18 protein-coding genes, 1 pseudogene and 1 riboswitch are annotated in these 20,899 nt (G+C 70.6%); of the genes and pseudogenes, 8 read left to right on the top strand and 11 right to left on the bottom strand.

Translation table 11 applies throughout. The annotated features are described in order from the left end of the window. Positions 1–7 precede the first annotated feature (7 nt). The 5 genes from MKK70_RS17055 to MKK70_RS17035 are packed head-to-tail and all read right to left on the bottom strand — an operon-like array spanning position 8 to position 3,036. Positions 8–670, bottom strand: a complete 663-nt coding sequence (locus tag MKK70_RS17055; RefSeq protein WP_243949076.1) for a Uma2 family endonuclease — start codon at positions 668–670, stop codon at positions 8–10. Positions 671–673: 3 nt separating this feature from the next. Next, entirely contained in the window at positions 674–1,708 is a 1,035-nt protein-coding gene (cobW, locus tag MKK70_RS17050) for a cobalamin biosynthesis protein CobW (RefSeq protein WP_147729440.1), read from the bottom strand. Between the two features lie 18 nt (positions 1,709–1,726). Further along, complete coding sequence (locus MKK70_RS17045) at positions 1,727–2,095, bottom strand: DUF1636 family protein (RefSeq protein ID WP_243949074.1); 369 nt, start codon at positions 2,093–2,095, stop codon at positions 1,727–1,729. Then, a complete protein-coding gene (locus tag MKK70_RS17040) occupies positions 2,088–2,837 on the bottom strand; it encodes a CbtA family protein (RefSeq protein ID WP_243949073.1) in 750 nt (249 codons plus the stop codon). Before MKK70_RS17040 ends, MKK70_RS17045 begins: the two co-directional genes overlap by 8 nt. Positions 2,838–2,859: 22 nt before the next feature. After that, on the bottom strand, positions 2,860–3,036 hold the full coding sequence (locus MKK70_RS17035) for a CbtB-domain containing protein (RefSeq protein WP_147728670.1): 177 nt from the start codon (positions 3,034–3,036) through the stop codon (positions 2,860–2,862). A 36-nt stretch (positions 3,037–3,072) separates the two neighbouring features. Next, positions 3,073–3,354, bottom strand: a riboswitch (cobalamin riboswitch). Between the two features lie 67 nt (positions 3,355–3,421). On the opposite strand from MKK70_RS17035, the gene cobU reads away from it, so the two are divergent. The 4 genes from cobU (at position 3,422) to MKK70_RS17015 (ending at position 7,575) form a co-directional block, all read left to right on the top strand. Then, positions 3,422–3,949: a bifunctional adenosylcobinamide kinase/adenosylcobinamide-phosphate guanylyltransferase gene (gene cobU, locus MKK70_RS17030; RefSeq protein WP_243949072.1), complete on the top strand. Its 528-nt coding sequence runs from the start codon at positions 3,422–3,424 to the stop codon at positions 3,947–3,949. Further along, on the top strand, positions 3,946–4,548 hold the full coding sequence (gene cobO / locus MKK70_RS17025; protein ID WP_243949071.1) for a cob(I)yrinic acid a,c-diamide adenosyltransferase: 603 nt from the start codon (positions 3,946–3,948) through the stop codon (positions 4,546–4,548). Before cobU ends, cobO begins: the two co-directional genes overlap by 4 nt. Positions 4,549–4,582: 34 nt before the next feature. Then, on the top strand, positions 4,583–6,019 hold the full coding sequence (locus MKK70_RS17020; RefSeq protein ID WP_243949070.1) for a cobyric acid synthase: 1,437 nt from the start codon (positions 4,583–4,585) through the stop codon (positions 6,017–6,019). A 176-nt stretch (positions 6,020–6,195) separates the two neighbouring features. Then, positions 6,196–7,575 (top strand): MFS transporter, encoded by a 1,380-nt coding sequence (locus MKK70_RS17015; RefSeq protein WP_243949069.1) that lies wholly within the window; start codon positions 6,196–6,198, stop codon positions 7,573–7,575. Here the strand turns inward: MKK70_RS17015 and cbiB are convergent. Then, positions 7,509–8,498 (bottom strand): adenosylcobinamide-phosphate synthase CbiB, encoded by a 990-nt coding sequence (gene cbiB, locus MKK70_RS17010; protein ID WP_243949068.1) that lies wholly within the window; start codon positions 8,496–8,498, stop codon positions 7,509–7,511. The two genes, MKK70_RS17015 and cbiB, sit on opposite strands and share 67 nt — an antisense overlap. Between cbiB and cobD the strand changes: the two genes are divergently transcribed. Further along, positions 8,478–9,506, top strand: coding sequence for a threonine-phosphate decarboxylase CobD (gene cobD / locus MKK70_RS17005; protein WP_243949067.1), 1,029 nt, complete (start codon positions 8,478–8,480; stop codon positions 9,504–9,506). The genes cbiB and cobD overlap by 21 nt on opposite strands. On the opposite strand, the gene MKK70_RS17000 is transcribed toward cobD, so the two are convergent. Then, positions 9,499–10,680, bottom strand: coding sequence for an MFS transporter (locus tag MKK70_RS17000; protein WP_243949065.1), 1,182 nt, complete (start codon positions 10,678–10,680; stop codon positions 9,499–9,501). The genes cobD and MKK70_RS17000 overlap by 8 nt on opposite strands. A 326-nt stretch (positions 10,681–11,006) precedes the next feature. Here MKK70_RS17000 and MKK70_RS16995 point away from each other — a divergent pair, with 326 nt between their 5' ends. From MKK70_RS16995 to MKK70_RS16985, 3 genes are all read left to right on the top strand, one after another. After that, positions 11,007–11,210, top strand: a complete 204-nt coding sequence (locus MKK70_RS16995) for a hypothetical protein (RefSeq protein WP_147726422.1) — start codon at positions 11,007–11,009, stop codon at positions 11,208–11,210. Between the two features lie 182 nt (positions 11,211–11,392). Further along, entirely contained in the window at positions 11,393–12,796 is a 1,404-nt protein-coding gene (locus tag MKK70_RS16990) for a malonyl-CoA decarboxylase (protein ID WP_243949063.1), read from the top strand. A gap of 46 nt (positions 12,797–12,842) precedes the next feature. After that, complete coding sequence (locus MKK70_RS16985) at positions 12,843–14,378, top strand: malonate--CoA ligase (protein WP_243949062.1); 1,536 nt, start codon at positions 12,843–12,845, stop codon at positions 14,376–14,378. A 10-nt stretch (positions 14,379–14,388) separates the two neighbouring features. Here the strand turns inward: MKK70_RS16985 and MKK70_RS16980 are convergent, their stop codons facing one another. The 4 genes and pseudogenes from MKK70_RS16980 to MKK70_RS16965 form a co-directional block, all read right to left on the bottom strand. After that, complete coding sequence (locus MKK70_RS16980) at positions 14,389–14,931, bottom strand: TetR family transcriptional regulator (RefSeq protein ID WP_147726425.1); 543 nt, start codon at positions 14,929–14,931, stop codon at positions 14,389–14,391. Positions 14,932–15,191: 260 nt separating this feature from the next. Next, complete coding sequence (locus MKK70_RS16975; protein WP_243949061.1) at positions 15,192–18,317, bottom strand: efflux RND transporter permease subunit; 3,126 nt, start codon at positions 18,315–18,317, stop codon at positions 15,192–15,194. Beyond that, positions 18,314–19,399, bottom strand: a complete 1,086-nt coding sequence (locus tag MKK70_RS16970) for an efflux RND transporter periplasmic adaptor subunit (protein ID WP_243949060.1) — start codon at positions 19,397–19,399, stop codon at positions 18,314–18,316. The genes MKK70_RS16975 and MKK70_RS16970 overlap by 4 nt, the downstream gene beginning before the upstream one ends. A 609-nt stretch (positions 19,400–20,008) precedes the next feature. After that, positions 20,009–20,899: pseudogene (locus MKK70_RS16965) on the bottom strand (IS3 family transposase); the annotation flags it as partial.

The following is a 20,899-nucleotide window of genomic DNA, read 5'->3' as shown; positions in this document are numbered from 1 at the left end:
GCGATGGTCAGCCTGCGGAGCCGCCCGGCTCGTCGGGGACGAGGCGGGGCCAGCTCGGAAACGCGACGCCGTCGTAGATCTCGGCCGCGGGCATGGCGATCCCGAACGCCAAGAGCGGGACCGTCGCGTCGAGCCCGAGAAGACGGGTCTCAGCCCAATGCCGGTCCGGATCACGCGTCCAGAGGCGGAGTTCCGCCGCATTGGGTTCCACCAGCAGGATATGCTCCAGGTCGGCCATCGTGCGGTACTCGCCGAGCTTCTCGAACGCATCGAAGTCGCGCGTGCTCGGCGACAGCACCTCGACGACCAGCCGCGGCTGCGCCGCCTTCAGCGCGTTCGGATCGCGGGATCCGCAATCGACCCCGATATCGGGGCGGCGGATCTGGCCGGGCAGCGTTTCGACGCTGCCGTCCCCGGTGAACGGACGGCATCCGCTTCCGCGTAGGGCCGTGCGCAACCATGCGAGGATGTTCACGACGATGTCGTCGTGAACGTTGCGCGCCCCGGCCATCATCCGCACCGGCACGCCGCCGACGAGCTCGTACCGCTCCGCTTGGGCTTCCTGCCAGGCGAAGAACGCATCGATGCTCATCGGCTGAAGTCGGCGGTCCAGCATCCCGGAATCTGCGGTGATCGTAAAAACGCGCAGTGTAGCCTGTGCGGCGGACAACCCCTAGCCGGCGAGCGCTTCGGCGACCGCGCCCTGGTCGAAGCCCTTCAGGCCGATCACCACCAGTGTGCCGTCGCGGGGCTCGGCCGCCGTCCAGGGACGGTCGAAATGATGGGTGATGCGGCGGCCGACGCCCTGCACCACGAGGCGCATCGGCTTGCCCTCGACGGCGCAGAAGCCCTTGATGCGCAGGACGCCCTCGGTCTCGGCCGCCTTCTCGACGCGGGCGGCGAGGTCGGCGGCGGTGATCGCCGTGCGAACCGGGAGCGCCACGGTCTCGAAGTCGTCGTGGTCGTGATCCTCGCCCGCGCCGTGATGCGAGGGGCGCGCGTCGAGGTCGTCCTCGGCGGCGGCCTGGAGGCCGAGCAGCACCCGCGGGTCGATCTTGCCGTGGGCTGTCTCGACCACCTTCACCGCGCGGGGAAGCTGGCGCTCCACCTCGGCCCGCACCTGCGCGAGGCCGGCGGCGTCGAGAAGATCCGCCTTGTTGAGCACGACGAGGTCGGCGCAGAGGAGTTGGTCCTCGAACACCTCCTCGAGCGGGTTGTCGTGGTCCACCGCCGTATCGGCGGCGCGCTGGTTGGCCAGAGCCTCGGGGTCCTCGGCGAAGGCGCCCGAGGCGACCGCCGGCCCGTCCACGACCGCGACGACGCCGTCGACGGTCACCCGCGAGCGGATCGCCGGCCACTGGAACGCCTGGACTAGGGGCTTGGGCAGGGCGAGGCCGGACGTCTCGATCAGGATGTGCTCGGGCGGGTTCGGGCGATCGAGAAGAGCCGTCATCGCCGGCACGAAGTCGTCCGCGACGGTGCAGCAGATGCAGCCGTTGGGAAGCTCGACGATCGAATCCTCGGTGCAGCCCTCGATGCCGCAGGCGGCGAGGAACGACTTGTCGAAGCCGATGTCGCCGAACTCGTTGACGAGGATCGCGAGCCGGCGCCCGCCGGCATTCTCGACCACGTGGCGCACCAGCGTCGTCTTGCCAGCCCCGAGGAAGCCGGTGACGATGGTGCAGGGGATCTTCTGGACGATGCTCATGGGGATCTCGCCGATGGCTCAGGCCGCGCGCGGCGGAAACGGGGGGATGCGGGCGACGACGCCCTTGCGGAATTCCTGCGGCCTCTGCTTCCACGGCACGATCCCGTCGGGCGTGCCGGCGTAGAGGCCGACGCCGTCGAGGATGATGCGTGCGGATTCCTCCGGGTCGAGGTCGCCGTAGACGTAGGTCCAGCGATCCTCCGCGGCCACGGCGACGGTGCAGGGCCGCTTGCAGACCGACAGGCACTCGACCGCTTCGATCGTCACGCCGTCGGGGGCGGGAAGCGCATGCAACGCGTCGAAGAGGCGGGCGCCCGCGCGCGGGCCGTCCGGCGCATCGCTCTCCATCCGGCAGGTGGTGCAGACGTAGAGGATCGTGTCAGCCACGGGCGCCTGCCGCGGCCTTCGGGCCGAAGGTCTGCCAGGCGCGCCCGAAGGCCAAGCCGATCACCGCCCAAAACACGAAGGCGATGGCGAGCGAGCGCGCGGCGAACTGCGCGGCGAGGCCGGCGGGAAGCTCGGACGGCGTCGCCGCCACCTCCGGCGCACCGGCCAGATGCGGAGCGACGATGAGCACGATTCCGCCGAGGATGGTGATCGGCACCCGGCGGATCGCGATGAGATAGATCCCCATCGCGGTGGCCGACGCCGTCATCACCCACCAGACCTGGCGGGCGGCCAGCGGGGCCGCCTCGCTGCCGGGCAGCTCGGGCGGCAGGCCCAGAGCCGGCGCGAGCGCCACTGCGAGGAAGCCGGCGACCGCGAAGGCGAGCCCGCGCTCGGGCGACGGCTCGCGGCCGGTGGCCAGCATCACCGCGCCGAGGAGCAGGGCGTAGCCGATCCCGCCGACGAGGGTCGCGAGCCCGGTGAACAGTATGCGCGGCAGGCCGGCGGCCGGCTGCCATTCCGGCTCGGCCTTGGTGTCGTGGTCGTGCCCGGCATGGGCGAGCACGATCGGCGGGCGCCCGACCAGCGGGGCCGCCGAGGCGGCGGCGCCGGGAGCGGCCTGGGTCTCGTAGCGCTCGGCGGCGATGATCAGCGGCGAGGTGAGCGCGAGCTCGAGCCCCGTCACGAGGACGGCCGCGAGGAAGCCGGCGGCGAGCGCCGCTGACAGGAGCCGGATGAGCATGGGAACGCCTGGGTTCAGGCGGTCAATGGCAGGGGAAGTTCTGCGTGTGCCGGAAGTCGTGCGCCGCGTTGTGCAGTGCCGAGGCCGGCGAGAAGCCGGCGAGGAACACGAGCCCGAGGCCGAGCATGGCGGCGGCGACGATGGCGACGAAGCCCTCGTTCGCGCGGGTGCCGGTCTGGGTGAGGGTCTGGGTGGTCATGTCGACAACATCTCCGGCCGCCCCGCCGGCGGCGTTCGAGAAAGCGCGGGGGACGGCAGGTCTCCTGGCTCGCGGATCGCAGCGCCTGCCGCCTTCCCGAAACATCGGTGGCCGAGGGCAGGAGCTGAGGGCTCCCACGGCGTTCCAGGCTTCGATCCGCAACGCAGTCCCATCTTGGACAGGTCGGTTCAACGAAGCCCGGATCGCCGTGGGGACCCTGGCCGCTTACAGTTGCGGGGGCAGCCGCGGCATCGGGTTTCCCCTCACCGCATTCCCTTTTCACCCCGTCTCCGGGGCACCGTCGCGTCCAGCCATAGCCTGTCCGGTCTCCCCGCACAACGGAGGCTTTGACGGGCGCACAGGGGTTGGGGCATGGGTTCCAGCCATGCAGCAGGCCGCGCCTCGGACGACCCTCGTGCTCGGCGGTGCGCGCTCGGGCAAGAGCGCCTACGCCGAGAGGTTGATCGAGGCGGTGCCGGGCCCGTGGCTCTACCTCGCCACGGCACAGGCCTGGGACGACGAGATGCGCGCGCGCATCGCCCTCCACAGAGCGCGGCGCTCCGGCGACTGGATCACTCGGGACGTGCCGACCGCCCTGGCCGCCGCGATCGCCGAGGCGCCGGGGCCGGTGCTGGTCGATTGCCTGACCTTATGGCTGACGAACCTGCTGCTTGCCGATGCCGACCTCGACGCCGAGACGGCGGCGCTCCGCAGTGCCTGCCGGGAAGCGCGCGGGCCGCTCGTCCTCGTGTCGAACGAGGTCGGCCTCGGGATCGTGCCCGACAATGCGCTCGCCCGCCGCTTCCGCGATGCGGCCGGACGCCTCCACCAGAGCCTCGCGGCCGAGTGCGACCGCGTCGTCCTGGCGGTCGCCGGGCTGCCGCTCGTCATCAAACCGCAGGGAACGCCATGACCGACGACGCCGAACGCCATCGCGAGAAGATGGAGAAGCGCAAGGCGGTGCAGGACGCCGAGGTCGCAGCCAAGACGATCGAGAAGGGCCTGCTCATCGTCAACACCGGACCCGGCAAGGGCAAGACCACGGCGGCGCTGGGCCTGGCGCTGCGCATGCTGGGCCGCGGACACCGGGTCGGCGTGGTGCAGTTCATCAAGGGCGCGTGGGACACCGGCGAGGCACATGCGCTGAGGACGTTCGGCGACCGGGTCGCGTGGCACGCGATGGGCGAAGGCTTCACTTGGGAGACGCAGGACAAGGCCCGCGACATCGCCGCCTGCCTCAACGCCTGGAACCGGGCGACCGACCTGATGGCCGACCCGAGCCTCCGTCTCCTGATCCTCGACGAGCTCAACATCGCGCTGCGCTACGACTACCTCGATCTCGATGCGGTGGTGGCCACCCTGAAAAGCCGTCGCCCGGACCTGCACGTCGTCGTCACCGGCCGCAACGCCAGGTCGGCGCTAATCGAGGCCGCCGACCTCGTCACTGAGATGGGCAGCGTGAAGCACCACTTCGCGGCCGGCGTGAAGGCGCAGGAGGGGATCGAGTTTTGATGGAATGGTCCCTTCAGCCGTGACCCGAAGCCTAATGATCCAGGGCACCGGCTCGGACGTCGGCAAGTCGCTGATCGTTGCCGGGCTCGCGCGCGTCTTCACCCGACGCGGGCTTCGGGTGCGCCCGTTCAAGCCGCAGAACATGTCGAACAACGCCGCCGTCACAGCGGATGGCGGCGAGATCGGGCGGGCGCAGGCGCTGCAGGCGCGGGCGGCCGGCGTCGCGCCGTCGATCCACATGAACCCGGTGCTGCTCAAGCCCCAGACCGAGGTCGGCGCCCAGGTGGTGGTGCAGGGCCGCATGGTCGCGACGGTGAAGGCGCGCGACTACCAGGCGTGGAAGCCGCGCCTGCTGGAGGCGGTGCTCGACAGCTTCGACCGCCTGAGGACGCAGGCCGACCTGATTCTCGTCGAGGGTGCGGGCTCGGCATCCGAGGTCAACCTGCGTGCCGGCGACATCGCCAACATGGGGTTCGCCCGCGCGACGGATACGCCGGTGGTGCTGCTCGGCGACATCGACCGCGGCGGGGTCATCGCCAGCCTCGTCGGCACCAAGGCGGTGATCGATCCCGACGACGCCGCGATGATCGTCGGCTTCCTGGTCAACCGCTTCCGCGGCGACCCGAGCCTGTTCTCAGACGGCATGGACCTGATCGCGCGCCACACCGGCTGGGCCAGCCTCGGCCTGATCCCGCACTTTCCCGAGGCGGCGCGCCTGCCGGCCGAGGACGTGCTCGGCCTCGTCGGGTCCGCCGGCCCGGCGGCGACGCGCATCGCGGTGCCGGTGTTTCCGCGGATCGCCAACTTCGACGACCTCGACCCGCTGCGGGCCGAGCCCGCGGTGGAGGTGGTGCTGGTCCGCCCGGGCGAGGCGATCCCGGGCGATGCCGCCCTGGTGCTGCTGCCGGGCTCGAAGACCACGATCGACGATCTCGAATTCGTCCGGGCGCAGGGCTGGGACGTGGACCTGCATGCGCATCTACGCCGCGGCGGCCGGGTGCTCGGCCTGTGCGGCGGATACCAGATGCTCGGGCGGACGCTGTCCGATCCGGACGGCATCGAGGGCGAGGCGCGGACCGTGCCCGGCCTCGGGCTGCTCGCCGTCGACACGGTGATGACGCCGTTGAAGCGGCTGGAAGCCGTCTCCGGCACCAGCCTGCCCGACGGCATGCCGTTCACCGGCTACGAGATGCATGTCGGCGACACCACCGGCGCCGACGCGGAACGGCCGCTGCTGCGCCTCGCCGACGGGCGCGCCGACGGTGCGGTCTCCGCCGACGGCCTGGTGTCCGGCACCTACGTCCACGGCCTGTTCGCCGACGACCGCCAGCGTGCCGCATGGCTCGCCCGCCTCGGCGCACGATCCGACGGCGCCTCCTACGAGGCTGGCATCGAGCGGGTGCTCGATGCCCTTGCGGCGCATCTCGAGCAGCATGTCGACTGCGACCGGCTGCTGGCCCTGGCGCGATGAGGCGCACCGGGGATGAGGCGCATCGGGCATGACACCCGGGCGGGTCCTGTCCGCGAGCAGGCATCGCGGGCGGTCGGGGATCGCTGCGGGCCGATAGGCACGCGCCGCCGCGGGGCCTAGTCTCGTGCGAAAGCGCGGCCGGTCGCGATCGACCGCCGGGACGCGAGGAACGCCCGATGACGCCCACCGAGACCGCGGCCGACGACGCGCTCGCCCGACGCACGATCGCGTCGGTGACCTGGCGGCTGATGCCCCTGCTCGGGGTGATGTACCTGATCGCCTATATCGACCGGCAGAACATCTCCTATGCCAAGTTGCAGATGGTCGGCGACCTCGGGCTGAGCGAGAGCGTCTTCGGGCTCGGGGCGTCGCTGTTCTTCCTCGGCTATTTCCTGTGCGAGGTCCCGGCCAACGTCATCCTGGAACGCGTCGGCGCGCGCCTGTGGTTCGCCCGGATCATGGCGACCTGGGGCCTGATCACGGTGCTGCTCGGCTTCACCCGGAACACGGCGATGTTCTACGGGCTGCGCTTCCTTCTCGGCGTCGCCGAAGCCGGGTTCTTCCCCGGCGTGCTGTTCGTGCTGACCCTGTGGTTCCCGCAGAAGCACCGCGCGGCGATGATCGGCTGGTTCATGATCGCGAGCGCGGTGGCCAACGCCGTCGGCGCGGCGATCGGCGGCACGCTGCTCGACCTCGACGGCGCGCTCGGGCTCAAGGGCTGGCAGTGGGTGTTCGTCAGCACCGGCGTGCCGGCGCTGCTGCTGGCCGTGATCGTGCTGGTGGTCCTGCCGGACGGGCCGGAGAAGGCGCCCTGGCTCGATCGCGCCGGCCGCGACTGGCTCGGCCGGACGCTGCGGGAGGAGCGCGAGACCGGCGGCAAGGTCGAGCACGGCAACCCGTTCGCCGCGCTCCTCGACCGGCGCGTGTGGATGCTCGCCAGCGTCTACGTCGCGTTTCCGCTGGCCGCCTATGGCCTGAGCTACTGGCTGCCGACGGTGGTGCGCAGCTTCGGCGTTACCAACACCGTCAACGGCTTCATCAACATCATCCCGTGGGTCGTCACCGGGCTGGCGCTGTGGTGGGTGCCGCGGCATTCCGCGCGCACGGGCGAGCAGACCTGGCACGTCGTCGGCCCGGGGCTCGTCGCCGCGTCGGCGCTGGCGCTGAGCGTGGTGGTGCCGGGCTCGATCCCGAAGTTCGCCTGCCTGTGCGTGGCGGCGGCCGGCATCTTCTCGGCCCAGCCGGTGTTCTGGTCGCTGCCGCCGACCTTCCTCAAGGGCGCGTCGGCCGCGGCCGGAATCGCGGCGATCAACTCGGTGGGCAATCTCGGTGGCTTCATCGCCCAGAACGCCGTGCCGATCATCCGCGACCGAAGCGGCAGCGACCTCGTGCCGATGATCTTCCTCTCGGCCTGCCTCGTGGTCGGCTCGTGCCTCGTCTTCGTCGTGCTCGGCGCCCTGCGGCGCGATGCCGGCCGCCGCGCCGCCGATCAGAGCATGGCGAGCCCGGTCGCGCCGGCGGCGAGCCCACACAGCAGCACGCAGGCGGTTCGATAGAGGCGCAGGGCCCGCTCGATGTCGTCGGCCGCCGCCGCCGCGCGGCCGTCGCCCATCCAGGCATCCTCGACCGCGACGCCGGCATAGACCCGCGGGCCGGCGAGCCGAAGGCCGAGCGCGCCGGCCATCGCCGCCTCGGGCCAGCCGGCATTCGGCGAGCGGTGGCGGCCGGCGTCGCGCCGGATCGCGCGCCAGGCGCCGCCCGGCGAGGCGCCGTGATGGATCGCGGCGGCGGCGACGATCAGCAGGGCGGTGAGCCGCGAGGCGGGCAGGTTCACGAGGTCGTCGAGCCGGGCCGAAGCCCAGCCGAAGGCCTCGTGGCGCGGGGTGCGGTGGCCGATCATGCTGTCGGCGGTATTGATCGCCTTGTAGAGCGCGCCGCCCGGCAGGCCGCCGAGCCCGATCCAGAAGGCCGGCGCGACGATGCCGTCGGAGAAGTTCTCCGCCAGGCTCTCGATCGCGGCGCGGCAGATCCCGGCTTCGTCCAGCGTCTCGGGATCGCGCCCGACGATCATCGACACCGCGCGCCGGCCGCCCGGCAGGCCCTCGCCGCGCAGCCCCTCCGCGACTCGGGCGACGTGCTGGTACAGGCTGCGCTGGGCCGGCAGGCTGGCGCAGAGGAGGGCGATGAGCGAGATCGCCGGGAGCGGGCCGGCCAGCCCCGCCGCGAGGGTGAGACCGAGGGCGGTCGCGCCGACGCAGGAGAGGAGGACGGCGAGCGCGAGAATCCCGCCGAGCCGCCGCGCGGTGCGGCCGCCGCGGTTGAGGCCGCGGTCGAGGACGGCGATCACCCGGCCGATCCAGGTGACAGGGTGGCCGAGCGCCCTGTAGAGCGCGTCCGGATAGCCGAAGGCCGCCTCGATCGCGAGGGCGAGGGCGAGGATGGCGAGCGTATCGGGCGGATGAGCGAGCGCGGTGGACATGGCGTCTGGGGTCCGGGGAGGCCCGAGGCGGAGCCGATCGCCCATGGCGGCGACCTCGATGCGGCGCGGCGGATGTTTCCCGATGCGCCGGAGCCTTGGATCGACCTCTCGACCGGGATCAATCCGGTCCCCTATCCCTGCCCGGCGATCGACGCCAGCCTGTTCCACCGGCTGCCCTCCGCCGCGGACCATGCCGCGCTCCGCGAGGCAGCGTCCCGCGCCTACGGGGCAGCGCCCGACCGAATCGTGCCGGCGCCGGGCACGCAGATCCTGATCGAGACGATCCCCCGCCTGGTTTCGCCGCGCGCGGTCGCCGTCGTCGGGCCGACCTATGCCGAGCACGCGGCGGCGTGGCGTCGGGCCGGGCACGCCGTCTCGACGGTGCCATGCCTCGAAGCGGTCGGCACCGCGCAGGTCGTGGTCGTGGTCAATCCCAACAACCCCGACGGGCGGACGTGGCCGGTGTCCCCGCTGCTCGCCCTCGCCGAAGTCCTCTCCGCCCGCAACGGCCTGCTTGTCGTGGACGAGGCCTTCGCCGATCTCGAAGCCGTCGAGAGCCTGTGCCCGCGGCTGCGGCCGGGGCTCGTGATCCTGCGCTCGTTCGGCAAGACCTACGGGCTCGCCGGCCTCAGGCTCGGTTTCGCCGTGGCGGAATCCGGGATCGCGCGCCGGATCGCGGGGGCGCTCGGGCCCTGGGCCGTCGCCGGGCCGGCGCTCGCGATCGGCCGCGCCGCCCTCGACGATGCCGCGTGGCGCCGCGACGCCGCAGCCGCCCGCGCCGCCGATGCGGGGCGCCTCGACCGCATGATCGCCCGGGCGGGCGGGACGCCGGTCGGCGGAACCGTCCTGTTCCGCACGGCCGATTTTGCCGATGCGCCGGGCCTGTTCCGGCGGCTCGGGGCGGCCGGAATCCACGTCCGGCGCTTCGCCGAGGCGCCGGCGCGCCTGCGCTTCGGGCTGCCCGCCGACAGGAACGCCTGGTGCCGCCTGTCGCGGATCCTCAGATGATCGTCGGGCGCCGGTCGAGCACGGCGACGAGCAGGGCGGCGACGGCGAAGGCGATGCCGACCGCGCAGACCCCGCCCCAGCCGGCGAGCAGGAAGGCCTGCGATCCGGCATAAGCGCCGATCGCTCCGAAGACGAACATCGCCGTGAACAGCACGGTGTTGATCCGTCCGCGCGCGCCCGGGACGAGCGCGTAGGCGCGCGTCTGGTTGGCGATCAGCGCGCCGTTCATGCCGATGTCGATCAGCAGCACGCCGACGGCGACGGCGGCGAGCGACCACGTGCCGCCGGCCCAGAGCACCGCGAACGCCGCCACGACCAGCAGGCTTCCGCCCACGACCACCGGTCGTGCGCCGCGCAGATCGGTGAAGCGGCCCGAGACCGGCGCGACGAGGGCGCCGCAGACGCCGATCACGCCGAACAGCCCGGCGCCGGCCGCGGTCAGGTTGAACGGCTCGGCCTCCACCAGCAGGGCGAGGGTGACCCAGAACGCGTTGAACGCGGCAAACAGCAGCGCCTGCGACAGGCTGGCGTTGCGCAGCACGGGCTGGGTCCTGGCGAGGTGCAGGATCGACAGCATCAGCGCCCGGTAGCGCAGGCGCTTCGCCGCGGTCCGGGGCAGGGTCGCGGCCGCGACCGCAGCCATCGCAAGCGAGACCACGGCGGCGGCGAAGAACACCGCCCGCCATCCGAGATGCGCGCCGACGAAGCCGCTGACGGTCCGCGCGAGCAGGATGCCGGAAAGCAACCCGGTCATCACCTGCCCGACGATGCGGCCGCGGGTGGCGTCCGGCGCCAGCTCGGCCGCGAACGGCACCGCCTGCTGCGCCGCCGACGACAGGAAGCCGATCAGGAGGCTGGCGAGCGCCAGGATCGGCAGGTTCGGGCTGAGCGCGGCGACGACGAGCACCAGGCTCAGCGCGAGAAGCTGCGCGATGATCAGCTGGCGCCGCGGCCAGGCATCGCCCAGCGGCACCAGCCCGACGATGCCGAGGCCGTAGCCGACGAGGCAGCCGGTCGGCACCCACAAGGCGGCGCGCGGCCCGAAATCGGCCACCAGCAGCCCGAGCAGCGGCTGGTTGTAGTAGATGTTGGCCACCGCCCCGCCCGCGATCAGCGTCAGCCCGAGCCGCGCCTTCGTGCTCAGGTCGGGATGCGGCACGGGGATGTCGCTCACGAGCGGGGCTCCGTGGCGCGCGAGCGGTTCGGCTCTGTGAGCATGAGACTCGTATCTCTGGTTGCGAGGGATCGCGGTCGGCCTAGGCGCCGACCGGGCGGGTGACAACGGCGGCGCGCGCAGGGCACGGCCGCGTAGGAGTGGCGCACCCGGTTTCGATTCCGCTGCGCCTGCATATGTTTCGTCCACGGACGATGTTCCACGCGCGGGTCGATTGCTGGCAATCGATTTGGCGATCGCGGCGATTCAGGTTCTGATGCCGTTCATAGGATTGGTGGCACCGATTCGTGCGGCGGAGCGTGACCGACACGACGAGAGAGGGTTGCATGCCGAATTATCGGGTGGATTTCGAGAAGCAGATCTTCGGTCTTCCGTTCACCATCGGATCCGTCGAGATCCAGCGTGCCCGCGACCCCGATCGCGCGCGGCGGGCGGCCGAGCTGAAGTTCGCCCGGCAATACGGCCTCGGCGATTGGCGCGAGCGCGCCGACAGCGCCGTCGTGGCCCAGGCCGGCGACGAGCGCCGCTGATCGCCCTTCACGGCGGAGCCGGCCACGACGTCCCGGAGTTCCGCTTCGGCCTTCGCGGCCTCACGGGGGGTCTGGCCCTGCGCGCGGTCACGCCGTAAACGGTGGGGCCGCCGGCATCGCCGTGCGGGACGACCGGAGCCTCCGCGGCGGCCGGTTTCGAAACGAGACGCGGACGGCGATCCATGGCGGCGATCTCTTTCTTCGGCGATCTCCTTCAGACCATCAGCGACCGCGGTCGCGACCTCATCAGCTTCGGCCGCGGCGATCTCGCCGCACGGGCCAACGCCGCCGAGCTGGTCAAGCTCTGCGACGACCTGATCTCGCGCCGCGGCGAGGCATCGGGCGTCGCCCTCGCGCGGCTGATCCTCGACCGCTACGCGACGCTCGGCACCGACGAGCGCCACGCCTTCCTGCGCCTGATCGCCGTCGAGTTCGATGCCGACCACGACGCGGTCGACGCCGCGATCCAGGCCTATCGCTCGGACCCGACGCGGGCACGCCTCGGTCACCTGCACGAGGAGGCCGAGCCGCGCTCCCAGGAACTGATCCGCCGCCTCAACCTTGCCCGCGACGGCACGCTGAGCCTGGTCCGGATGCGCGAGGACCTGTTCGACCTGCGCCGCATCCTGCGCGACGAGGGCGAGCCCAACCTGATCGACGCCGCCGACAGCCTCGATTCGGACTTCGAGCACCTGTTCGCCTCGTGGTTCAACCGCGGCTTCCTGGTGCTGCGCCACATCGACTGGACGACGCCGGCTCACATCCTCGAGAAGATCATCCGCTACGAGGCAGTCCACGAGATCGCCGGCTGGGACGACCTGCGCCGCCGGATCGAGCCGGCGGACCGGCGCTGCTTCGCGTTCTTCCACCCGGCACTGGTCGACGAGCCGCTGATCTTCGTCGAGGTCGCGTTGACCAGCGCGATCGCGCCGGCGATCGCGCCGATCCTGTCGCAGGCGCGCGATCCGCTTCCGCTGAAATCCGCCACGACCGCGATCTTCTACTCGATCTCGAACTGCCAGAAGGGCCTGGCCGGCGTCACCTTCGGCAACTTCCTGATCAAGCAGGTGGTCGAGGACCTCGCCCGCGAGATCCCGACCCTGAAGACCTTCGTCACGCTCTCGCCGGTTCCGGGTTTCGCGCGCTGGCTCGATCGCGAGCGCCGGGCGGAAGCGCCGCAGGGCCTGACCCGCGACGACGTCGAGGCGCTTCGCCTGCTGGACGAGCCGGATTGGGCGACCGACAAGGCGAAGTCCGATGCCGTGCGCAAGGCGCTGCTGCCGGCGGCAGCCGCCTACTTCCTCCGCGCGAAGAACGAGCGGGGCCGCCCGCTCGACCCGGTGGCGCGCTTCCATCTCGGCAACGGCGCGCGCCTCGAGCGGATCAACTTCCTCGGCGACGTCTCCGGCAAGGGGTTGCGGCAATCCCATGGCCTGATGGTCAACTACCTCTACGACCTGTCGGCGATCGAGAAGAACCACGAGACCTATGCCAACCTCGGCACGGTCTCGGCGTCCGGCGCGGTCTCACGCGAGTTGCGCGCCAACCTGCCTCCGCCGCGTTCCGTCGCGCTCGCCGAGGCCTGAGGCGGGTGGACCGCCGCCGATCATCCGTTTCGCTGAGCGTTGTGTCATGACGAATCATCTCTTCGCGTTGATCCGCGAGGCCCTGCCGGCGGATCCGGCGGCCAGCACCTTCATCGAGACGCCCGACGGGCGCCGCTACAGCTACGCCGACATGCTCGCGCGCAGCGGGGCCTACGCGAACGCGCTGGTGTCTGCAGGCGTCCGCCCCGGCGACCGGGTCGCGGTGCAGGTGGAGAAGAGCGCCGAGGTGGTGTTCCTCTATCTCGGCGCAGTGCGCGCCGGCGCGGTGTTCCTGCCGCTCAACACCGCCTACACCGCCCCGGAGGTCGCCTACTTCCTCGGCGACGCCGAGCCCGCCCTGTTCGTCTGCGACCCGGCCAAGCGCGAGGCGCTGGTGCCGGTCGCCGGGGACGCCGGGACCACCCGCGTGCTCACCCTCGATGCCGCCGGCCGGGGCAGCGCCGCCGAGGCCGCGGACGCGCAGGGCTCGGAGTGCTCCGACGTGCCGCGGGATCCGGAGGATCTCGCCGCGATCCTCTACACCTCCGGCACCACCGGGCGCTCGAAGGGCGCCATGCTCAGCCACGACAACCTCGCCTCGAACGCGCGCACGCTGGTCGAGGCCTGGCGCTTCACCGCCGACGACGTGCTGATCCACGCCCTGCCGGTGTTCCACACCCATGGCCTGTTCGTCGCGATCAACACGGTGCTGGCGTCGGGGGGCAGCATGCTGTTCCTGCCGCGCCTCGACGCCGGGCTGATCCTCAAGCTGATGCCGCGGGCGACCAGCATGATGGGCGTCCCGACCTTCTACACCCGCCTGCTCAAGGATCCCGGGCTGACGCAGGCGGCGACCGCGCACATGCGGCTGTTCACCTCCGGCTCGGCCCCGTTGCTGGCCGAGACGCATGCGGCGTGGCGGGCACGGACCGGTTACGCCATCCTCGAGCGCTACGGCATGACCGAGACCAACATGAGCACCTCGAACCCCTATGAGGGCGAGCGCATCGCCGGCACCGTCGGGTTCCCGCTGCCCGGCGTGGCCCTGCGCGTCGTCGACCCGGACACCGGCGCGCCGCTCGGCTCCGAGCAGGTCGGGATGATCGAGGTGAAGGGCCCGAACGTGTTCAAGGGCTACTGGCGCATGCCCGAGAAGACCGCGGCCGAGTTCAAGGTCGACGGCTTCTTCGTCACCGGCGATCTCGGCAAGGTCGACGCCCGCGGCTACGTCCACATCGTCGGCCGCGGCAAGGACCTGATCATCACCGGCGGCTTCAACGTCTACCCGAAGGAGGTCGAGGCCGAGATCGACGCAATGCCGGGCGTCGTCGAATCGGCGGTGATCGGCCTGCCGCACGCCGATTTCGGCGAGGGCGTCACCGCCATCGTGGTGGGTTCGAAGGACGCTCCGGACGAGGCGGCGGTGCTCGCCCATCTCGAAGGGCGCCTCGCCCGGTTCAAATGCCCGAAGCGGGTTCTCTTCGCCGACGACCTGCCGCGCAACGCCATGGGCAAGGTCCAGAAGAACGCCCTGCGGGATCGCCACGCCGATTTGTATCGCGACGCGTCGAAGACGTCCTGACCAGCGGGCCTCAGCCGGCCACCGAGGCGCGCGCGGCCTCGATCAGGTCGTTCGCCAGCGCCTCGTCGTCCACGGCCCGAGCCAAGACGACGGCGCCGACGAGGGTCGACAGCGTCGCCAGCGAACGCTGCCGGCGGCGCTCGCGCGAGGCCTTCGGCGTCAGGTCGGCAAGGATGGCGGCGAGGCGTTCGACCCCGTGGGTGAACCGCGCGCGCACCGGGCTACCCGAGGGCTCCCGCGCGACGTCGTTGGCTAGGGCCGCGAGCGGGCACCCCTTCTCGGGCGCCTGGACGTGCCCGAGCGACAGGTAGTTCCCGACCAGGCTGTCGAGATTGCCGCGGTATTCCTCCTTGATCGCGCACTCGAAGGCTTCGGCCGCCAGGGCGTCCTTGTTGGCGAATTGGCCATAGAACCCGCCATGCGTCAGGCCGGCCGCCCCCATGATGTCGGCGACCCCGACGCCGTGAAGGCCGCGCTGGCGGAACAGCGCCGACGCCACCTCGACGACGCGCTGCCGGTTCAGCCGCGCCTGCTCCTGAGACACCCTCGGCATCTTCGTCTCCTCGTTTCACGAGCGGCCGCCGCGCGGTCCGGCGGACGATGCGCTAACGCATCGCATCCGATGTGGATGCGACGCGTCATCTAAATCAGTCCACGGTCGCGCTGTCGCCGGACGCTTTCACCGCCTGGCCGTTGCCGCCAGCACGAAGCGCCGCCCGTTCGACCGTTCAGGGGCATGGGCTCGGGCTGGTCGATCGATCGGGCACTTGCCGCGTCGCATGCGCGGCGGCGAGCGCCCATCCGCACCAGCCCTCAGGATGGAACAGCGCCCGTCGTCGCAGTCGCTCCGTCTCGTCCGGAAACGACCGCGGGGCTCCGCGCATCCGCAGGCGTTCGGGCGACGCGGAACCACAGGGCGTAGAGGGCCGGCAGGAACAGCAGCGTCAGCAGGGTGCCGACGCCGACGCCGCCGATCAGGACGTAGGCCAGCGCCCCCCAGAACACCGAGTGGGTGAGCGGGATGAAGGCGAGCATCGCCGCGGCCGCCGTCAGGATCACGGGCCGCGCGCGGCGCACGGTCGATTCCACCACGGCCTCGTAATCCGACAGGCCCGAGGCGCGATCGTGATGGATCTGATCCACCAGGATCAACGTGTTGCGCATCAGGATGCCCGACAGCGCGATCAATCCGAGGATCGCGTTGAAGCCGAAGGGCTGGTGGAAGATCAGCAGGGTCGGCACCGCGCCGACGAGGCCGAGCGGCGCGGTCGCGAACACCATGAACATGGTGGTGAACGAGCGCACCTGGATCATGATCACCGTCAGTGTGACGATCAGCATGATCGGGAACACGGCGATCAAAGCCGTCATCGCCTTGGCGCTCTCCTCGACGGCGCCGGCCGTGTCGATGCGGTAGCCCGGCGGCAGCCTCGCCCGGATCGGATCCAGCAGCGGGAAGATCTGCGCATGCACGTCCGGCGGCTGCTTGCCGTCGAGCACGTCGCCCTGCACCCGGATGTAGCTCTCGCGGTTGTAGCGCTTGAGCACCGCATCCTCGTTCCGGCTTTCTAGGTGCGCGACCTGCGAGACCGGCACCTGCCGGCCGTCCTTCGTCGCGAGCGTCAGGTCGCCGATCTCGCCGAGCGAGCGTCGCTCCGGGCCGGGGCTGCGCAGCAGCACGTCGACCGAGCGCAGGTTCTCGCGGACCTGGGTGGCGGGCGTGCCGTTGAGGTAGCTCTGCAGCTGCTGTCCGGCCTCCTTCGGCGTCAGGCCGATCAGGCGCAGGCGTTCCTGGTCGAGGACGAGGTGAAGGCCCGGCGTCCGGTCGCCCCAGTCGAGATGGACGAGCCGCATGTCGGGATTGCCCGCCATGACCTCGGCGACCTCGGCCGCGATGCGGCGGATGACGTCGAGGTCGGGGCCGACCACCCGGAACGCGACCGGGAATCGGATCGGCGGCCCGAACACGATCTGCAGCACCCGCACGCGCGCCTCGGGGAAGCGGCCGTCCTTGACGAGCTTGCGCACCTTCGCCCGGAGGGCGTCGCGGGCCTCAGCGTCCGCGGTCTGCACCACGATCTGCGCGAAGGCCGGGTCCGGCAGCTCGGGATCGAACGACAGCACGAAGCGCGGCATGCCCTGGCCGATATAGCTCGTGATCTCCTTGGCCTCCGGCAGGTCGCGCACCGCCGCCTCGACGCGCTGCACGGTGGCCTCGGTGGTGACGAAGGCCGACCCGGTCGGCAGCGTGACCTCGACGATCAATTCGGGCCGCTCGGAGTTCGGGAAGAACTGCTTCTCGACGCGGCCCATCCCGATGACCGCGACCACGAACAGCGCCACGGTGATGCCGGCTGCCGCCCACTTGTGATCGACCGAGGTGCGCACGATCCGGCGCAGGCGCTGGTAGTTCTTCGTCGCGTAGATCGCCGCGTGGCCGCCCGCGACCGGCTCGATGTTCGGCAGCAGCTTGACGCCGAGATAGGGCGTGAAGGTCACGGCCACGATCCAGGAGACGACGAGCGAGAACGCCACCACCCAGAAGATGTTGCCGGCATATTCGCCGGCCGTGGAGGCGGCGAAGCCCACCGGCAGGAACCCGGCGATGGTCACCAGCGTGCCGGTGAGCATCGGTGCGGCGGTGGCGCTCCAGGCATGGGTCGCGGCCTCGATCCGGTCGGCGCCTTCCTCCATGCGCACCACCATCATCTCGATGGCGATGATCGCGTCGTCGACGAGCAGCCCGAGCGAGATGATCAGCGCGCCCAGCGTGATGCGATCGAAGTCGCGCCCCGTCAGCATCATCACCACGAACACCGCCGACAGGGTCAACGGCACGGCCAGCGCCACGACGATGCCGACGCGGAAGCCGAGCGCCACCAGGGACACGAAGATCACCACCGACAGCGCGGTGAAGAACTTGACCATGAACTCGTGGATCGCCGCGTCGATGACCTTGGCCTGATCGGTGATCTTGGTGAAGCCGATTCCGAGGGCGAGGTCGTGATGGATCGCGACCTCCTCGGCATTGAGCGCCTCGCCGAGCTTGAGGCCGTTGAAGCCGGGCTTCATCACCAGGCCGAGCATCAGGGCCGGCTCGCCGTCGTTGTGGATCGCGAAGCTTCTGGGGTCCTCGTAGCCGCGCTTCACCTCCGCGATGTCGCCGAGCTTGAGGCTGCGGTCGCCCGCCGCCACCGGCAGGCCGCGGATCGCGTCGAGCCCGTCGATGGCGCCGTCCAGGCGAAGGTAGACCCGCGGCCCCGCTGTCTCGACGAAGCCGGCCGGCGTCACGTCGTTCTGGTTGGCGAGCGACGCCAGCAGCTGCTGGCCGGTGATCCCGAGCGTGGCCAGGCGCTGGTACGAGATCTCGACGAAGATCTTCTGCGCCTGCTCGCCGAGGATGTTGATCTTCTCGACGCCGGGCAGCCGCAGCAGGCGCTGGCGCAGGGCCTCGGTCTGGAGCACGAGCTGGCGGTGCGGCAGCCCCTTGGCCTGGAGCGCGTAGAGCGCGAAGTAGACGTCCGAGAACTCGTCGTTGAACAGCGGCCCCATCACCCCGCGGGGCAGGCTGGAGGCCTGATCGGACAATTTCTTGCGCGCCTGGTAGAACTCCGACTGCACCTTCCCCGGGGGCATGTTGTCCTTGAGGTAGACCTTCGTCACCATCAGGCCCGGGCGCACGGTGGTCTCGGCGCGGTCGTAGTAGACGAGCTCCTGCAGCCGCTTCTCGAGCGGGTCGGCGACCTGGCGCTGCATCTCCTCGGCGGTGGCGCCCGGCCACGCCGCCGAGACCGTCATGGTCTTGACGGTGAAGGCCGGGTCCTCGCCGCGGCCGAGCTTCTGGAAGGCGAAGATGCCGGCGACCGTCACGGCGATCAGCAGGAACAGCGTGACCGCCCGCTCGCGGACGGCGAGCGCGGAGAGGTTGAAGCCGCTCATCGCTTCGCCCCCGTCAGGTTCGCCTCCGCCTGGCGCACCTTCTCGCCGGGCTTGAGCAGGTGGGCGCCGAGCGCCACGATGCGATCGCCCGGGCTCAGGCCCGCGACGACCTCGGCGCGCTCCTCGCCCATGCGTGCGACCCGCACGGCCTGCTCCCGAACCGTTTCGGTCTCGGCGTCGTAGCGCCAGACCGCGGTGCCGGCGCCCCGGTCGAACAGGGCCGCCAGCGGCACCTCCACCGCGGGCTCGCGCCGGACGTCGTGGTCGGCGAGCCGAAGGGTGACCGTGGCCCCGAGCGGCGCGGCCTCGCCGCCGCCCGACAGGATGTAGCGCGCCCGGTAGGTGCGGGTCGCGGGGTCGGCCGTCGCCGACAGCTCGCGCAGGCGCGCCGGATAGATTCCCTCGCCCTCGGCGTAGAGGGTTGCCGAAGCGTTCCCCTGCGCCGCGCGCCGGCTGCCCTCGGGCAGGAACACCTCCGCCTCCCGCGATCCGTCGCGGGCGAGCTTCACCACGGTCTGGCCGGCGGCGACGACCTGTCCCGGCTCGGTCGGCACCTCCATCACCACGCCGTCGGCATCGGCCTGCAGCTCGGCGTAGCCCGCCTGGTTGGCGATCTGGCTCGCCTGCGCCTCCGCATTGGCGAACTGCGCGATGGCGGCATCGGCCGCGCCCTTGTTCTGGTCGTAGGCCTGGATCGAAGTCCAGCCGTCGGCCACGAGCTTGCGGCTGCGCGCCTCCTCGGCCTTGGCCTTGATCATCTGCGCGCGGGCCGCCTCGACGGACGCCTTGGCGGCGTTCAGCGCGAGCCCGAAATCGGTCCGATCGAGGCGCATCAGCGGCTGTCCGAGGCGGACGCGGTCCCCCGGATCGACCAGCCGCTCGAAGATCTTGCCGCCGACGCGGAAGCCGAGATTGCTCTCCGTCCGCGCCCGAACGACCCCGGTGTAGCGCGAGACCGCCCCCTCGGCCGGGGCGACCGCGACGGTCTGAACGAGCGGTGGTTTCTCAGGCACCGCCGTCTCGGCCGGCGAGCACGCCGCCAAAGCGAGGCTCGTCAGCAACATCACCATACCGACATTCATCGCCGCTTCCCAGACCCCGATCGAACTCGCCATTTATATTATTGTCATCATTTATTACGGAGCGGTGATCTCGTCAATGGCGAGGGCGGCTCGATCCGGTGAGCTCGGATTAAAAATTATCGGCTCACCGTTCGCCACGGTTCGACTAGGACACCCCGGTCTTCTGCCTCGGACGGATCTACTACGTCAGCATCTCGGCGGCTGCATATGCCATGTTGCCCCCCCCCAGCCGCACGGCCAGTCAGGCATATCGAACGCAGCATAGGTCTTCGCCGAGGGCAGCATCACCCGACACATTGACGGAGGCGGCATGATCTCGGCATCGCGCGATTTGCATCATCGACGCCGTAGATGCTCGGTCGCTGCAAGATCCTGGCTACCTCGATCGAGGTCGTGCGGATGGGTTTATGACCTACGTGCGCTACGATCTTGTCGGCGGTATCCCGTCGAGCAATGACGGTATAGAGTTAGGCTGTGTAGATACGAACAGGTTTGATGATCGCGGTGGCCTTGGTGCGGGCGGTTTGGGCTCGGCGCTTCCAGCGACCGGCACGACCATAAGATTTCGATGGAAGAAGCAAGCTTTGCCAGTCTGGAACTAACTGGCCCTCACGAGGTAGACCGATGGTAAAGTGAGTGCACGGTGGGCCGCTCCGCCACGGGTAGCTTGGCCGGCGGAGCTGGTCGAGCGAGCGCAGCTGGCCATGCGGAGAAGGCTCGCACGAACACCTCCGGGGCCGGCGGCCTGTATTTCAGCGATGCATGCGGGCGCACGCCGTTGTAGTGACGGCGCCAGCTTTCGATGACGACCTGCGCTTCCCTGAGTGTGTAGAAGATCTCGCCATTCAGAAGTTCGTCGCGAAGCCGTGCGTCGAAGCTTTCAACGTAGCCATTCTCCCACGGTGAGCCTGGCGTGATGTAGGCCGTCTTTGCTCCGACGCCGGTGATCCAAGCTTGGACGGCCTTCGCAACGAACTCCGGGCCGTTATCCGAACGGATATGGCCAGGTACACCACGCAGGATGAACAGATCCGAGAGCACGTCGATGACGTCGGTTGCCTTCAGCTTGCGGGCGACTCGGATCGCCAGGCATTCGTGCGTGAACTCGCTGCGCGGTCCTTCGGTTCGTCGACCACGTTGAGCATCCAGATCTTGCGTCCATCACGCGTGCGGGCCTCGACGAAGTCGTACGACCACTTGTGATTGCGGTGTTCCGGGCGAAGACGGACGCAGGAGCCGTCGTTGTCCCAGATCCGCCCCCGCTCGGTCTGTCTGGCTGGGACCTTCCGACCCTTACGACGCCAAATGCACTCGACGCGCTCGTCGTTCACGAACCATCCGTCCGCCTTCAGCAGCGCGCTGCTCGTGCGGTAGCCATAGCGTCCGTACTTCTCAGCCAACGCCGCGAGATCGGCCGTCATCGCCTCTTCATCGTCGCGGCCTCGAGGTACCTTGCGCCGTGACGGTCGATGCTGTCCAACCGCCCTCCAGGCACGGCGC

The sequence above is a fragment of the Methylobacterium sp. E-041 genome (assembly GCF_022829665.1).
In the GTDB taxonomy this organism is placed as follows: Bacteria; Pseudomonadota; Alphaproteobacteria; order Rhizobiales; family Beijerinckiaceae; genus Methylobacterium.
Note: the sequence above shows the minus strand (reverse complement) of the source record. Positions and strands in the feature narration are given on the sequence as shown.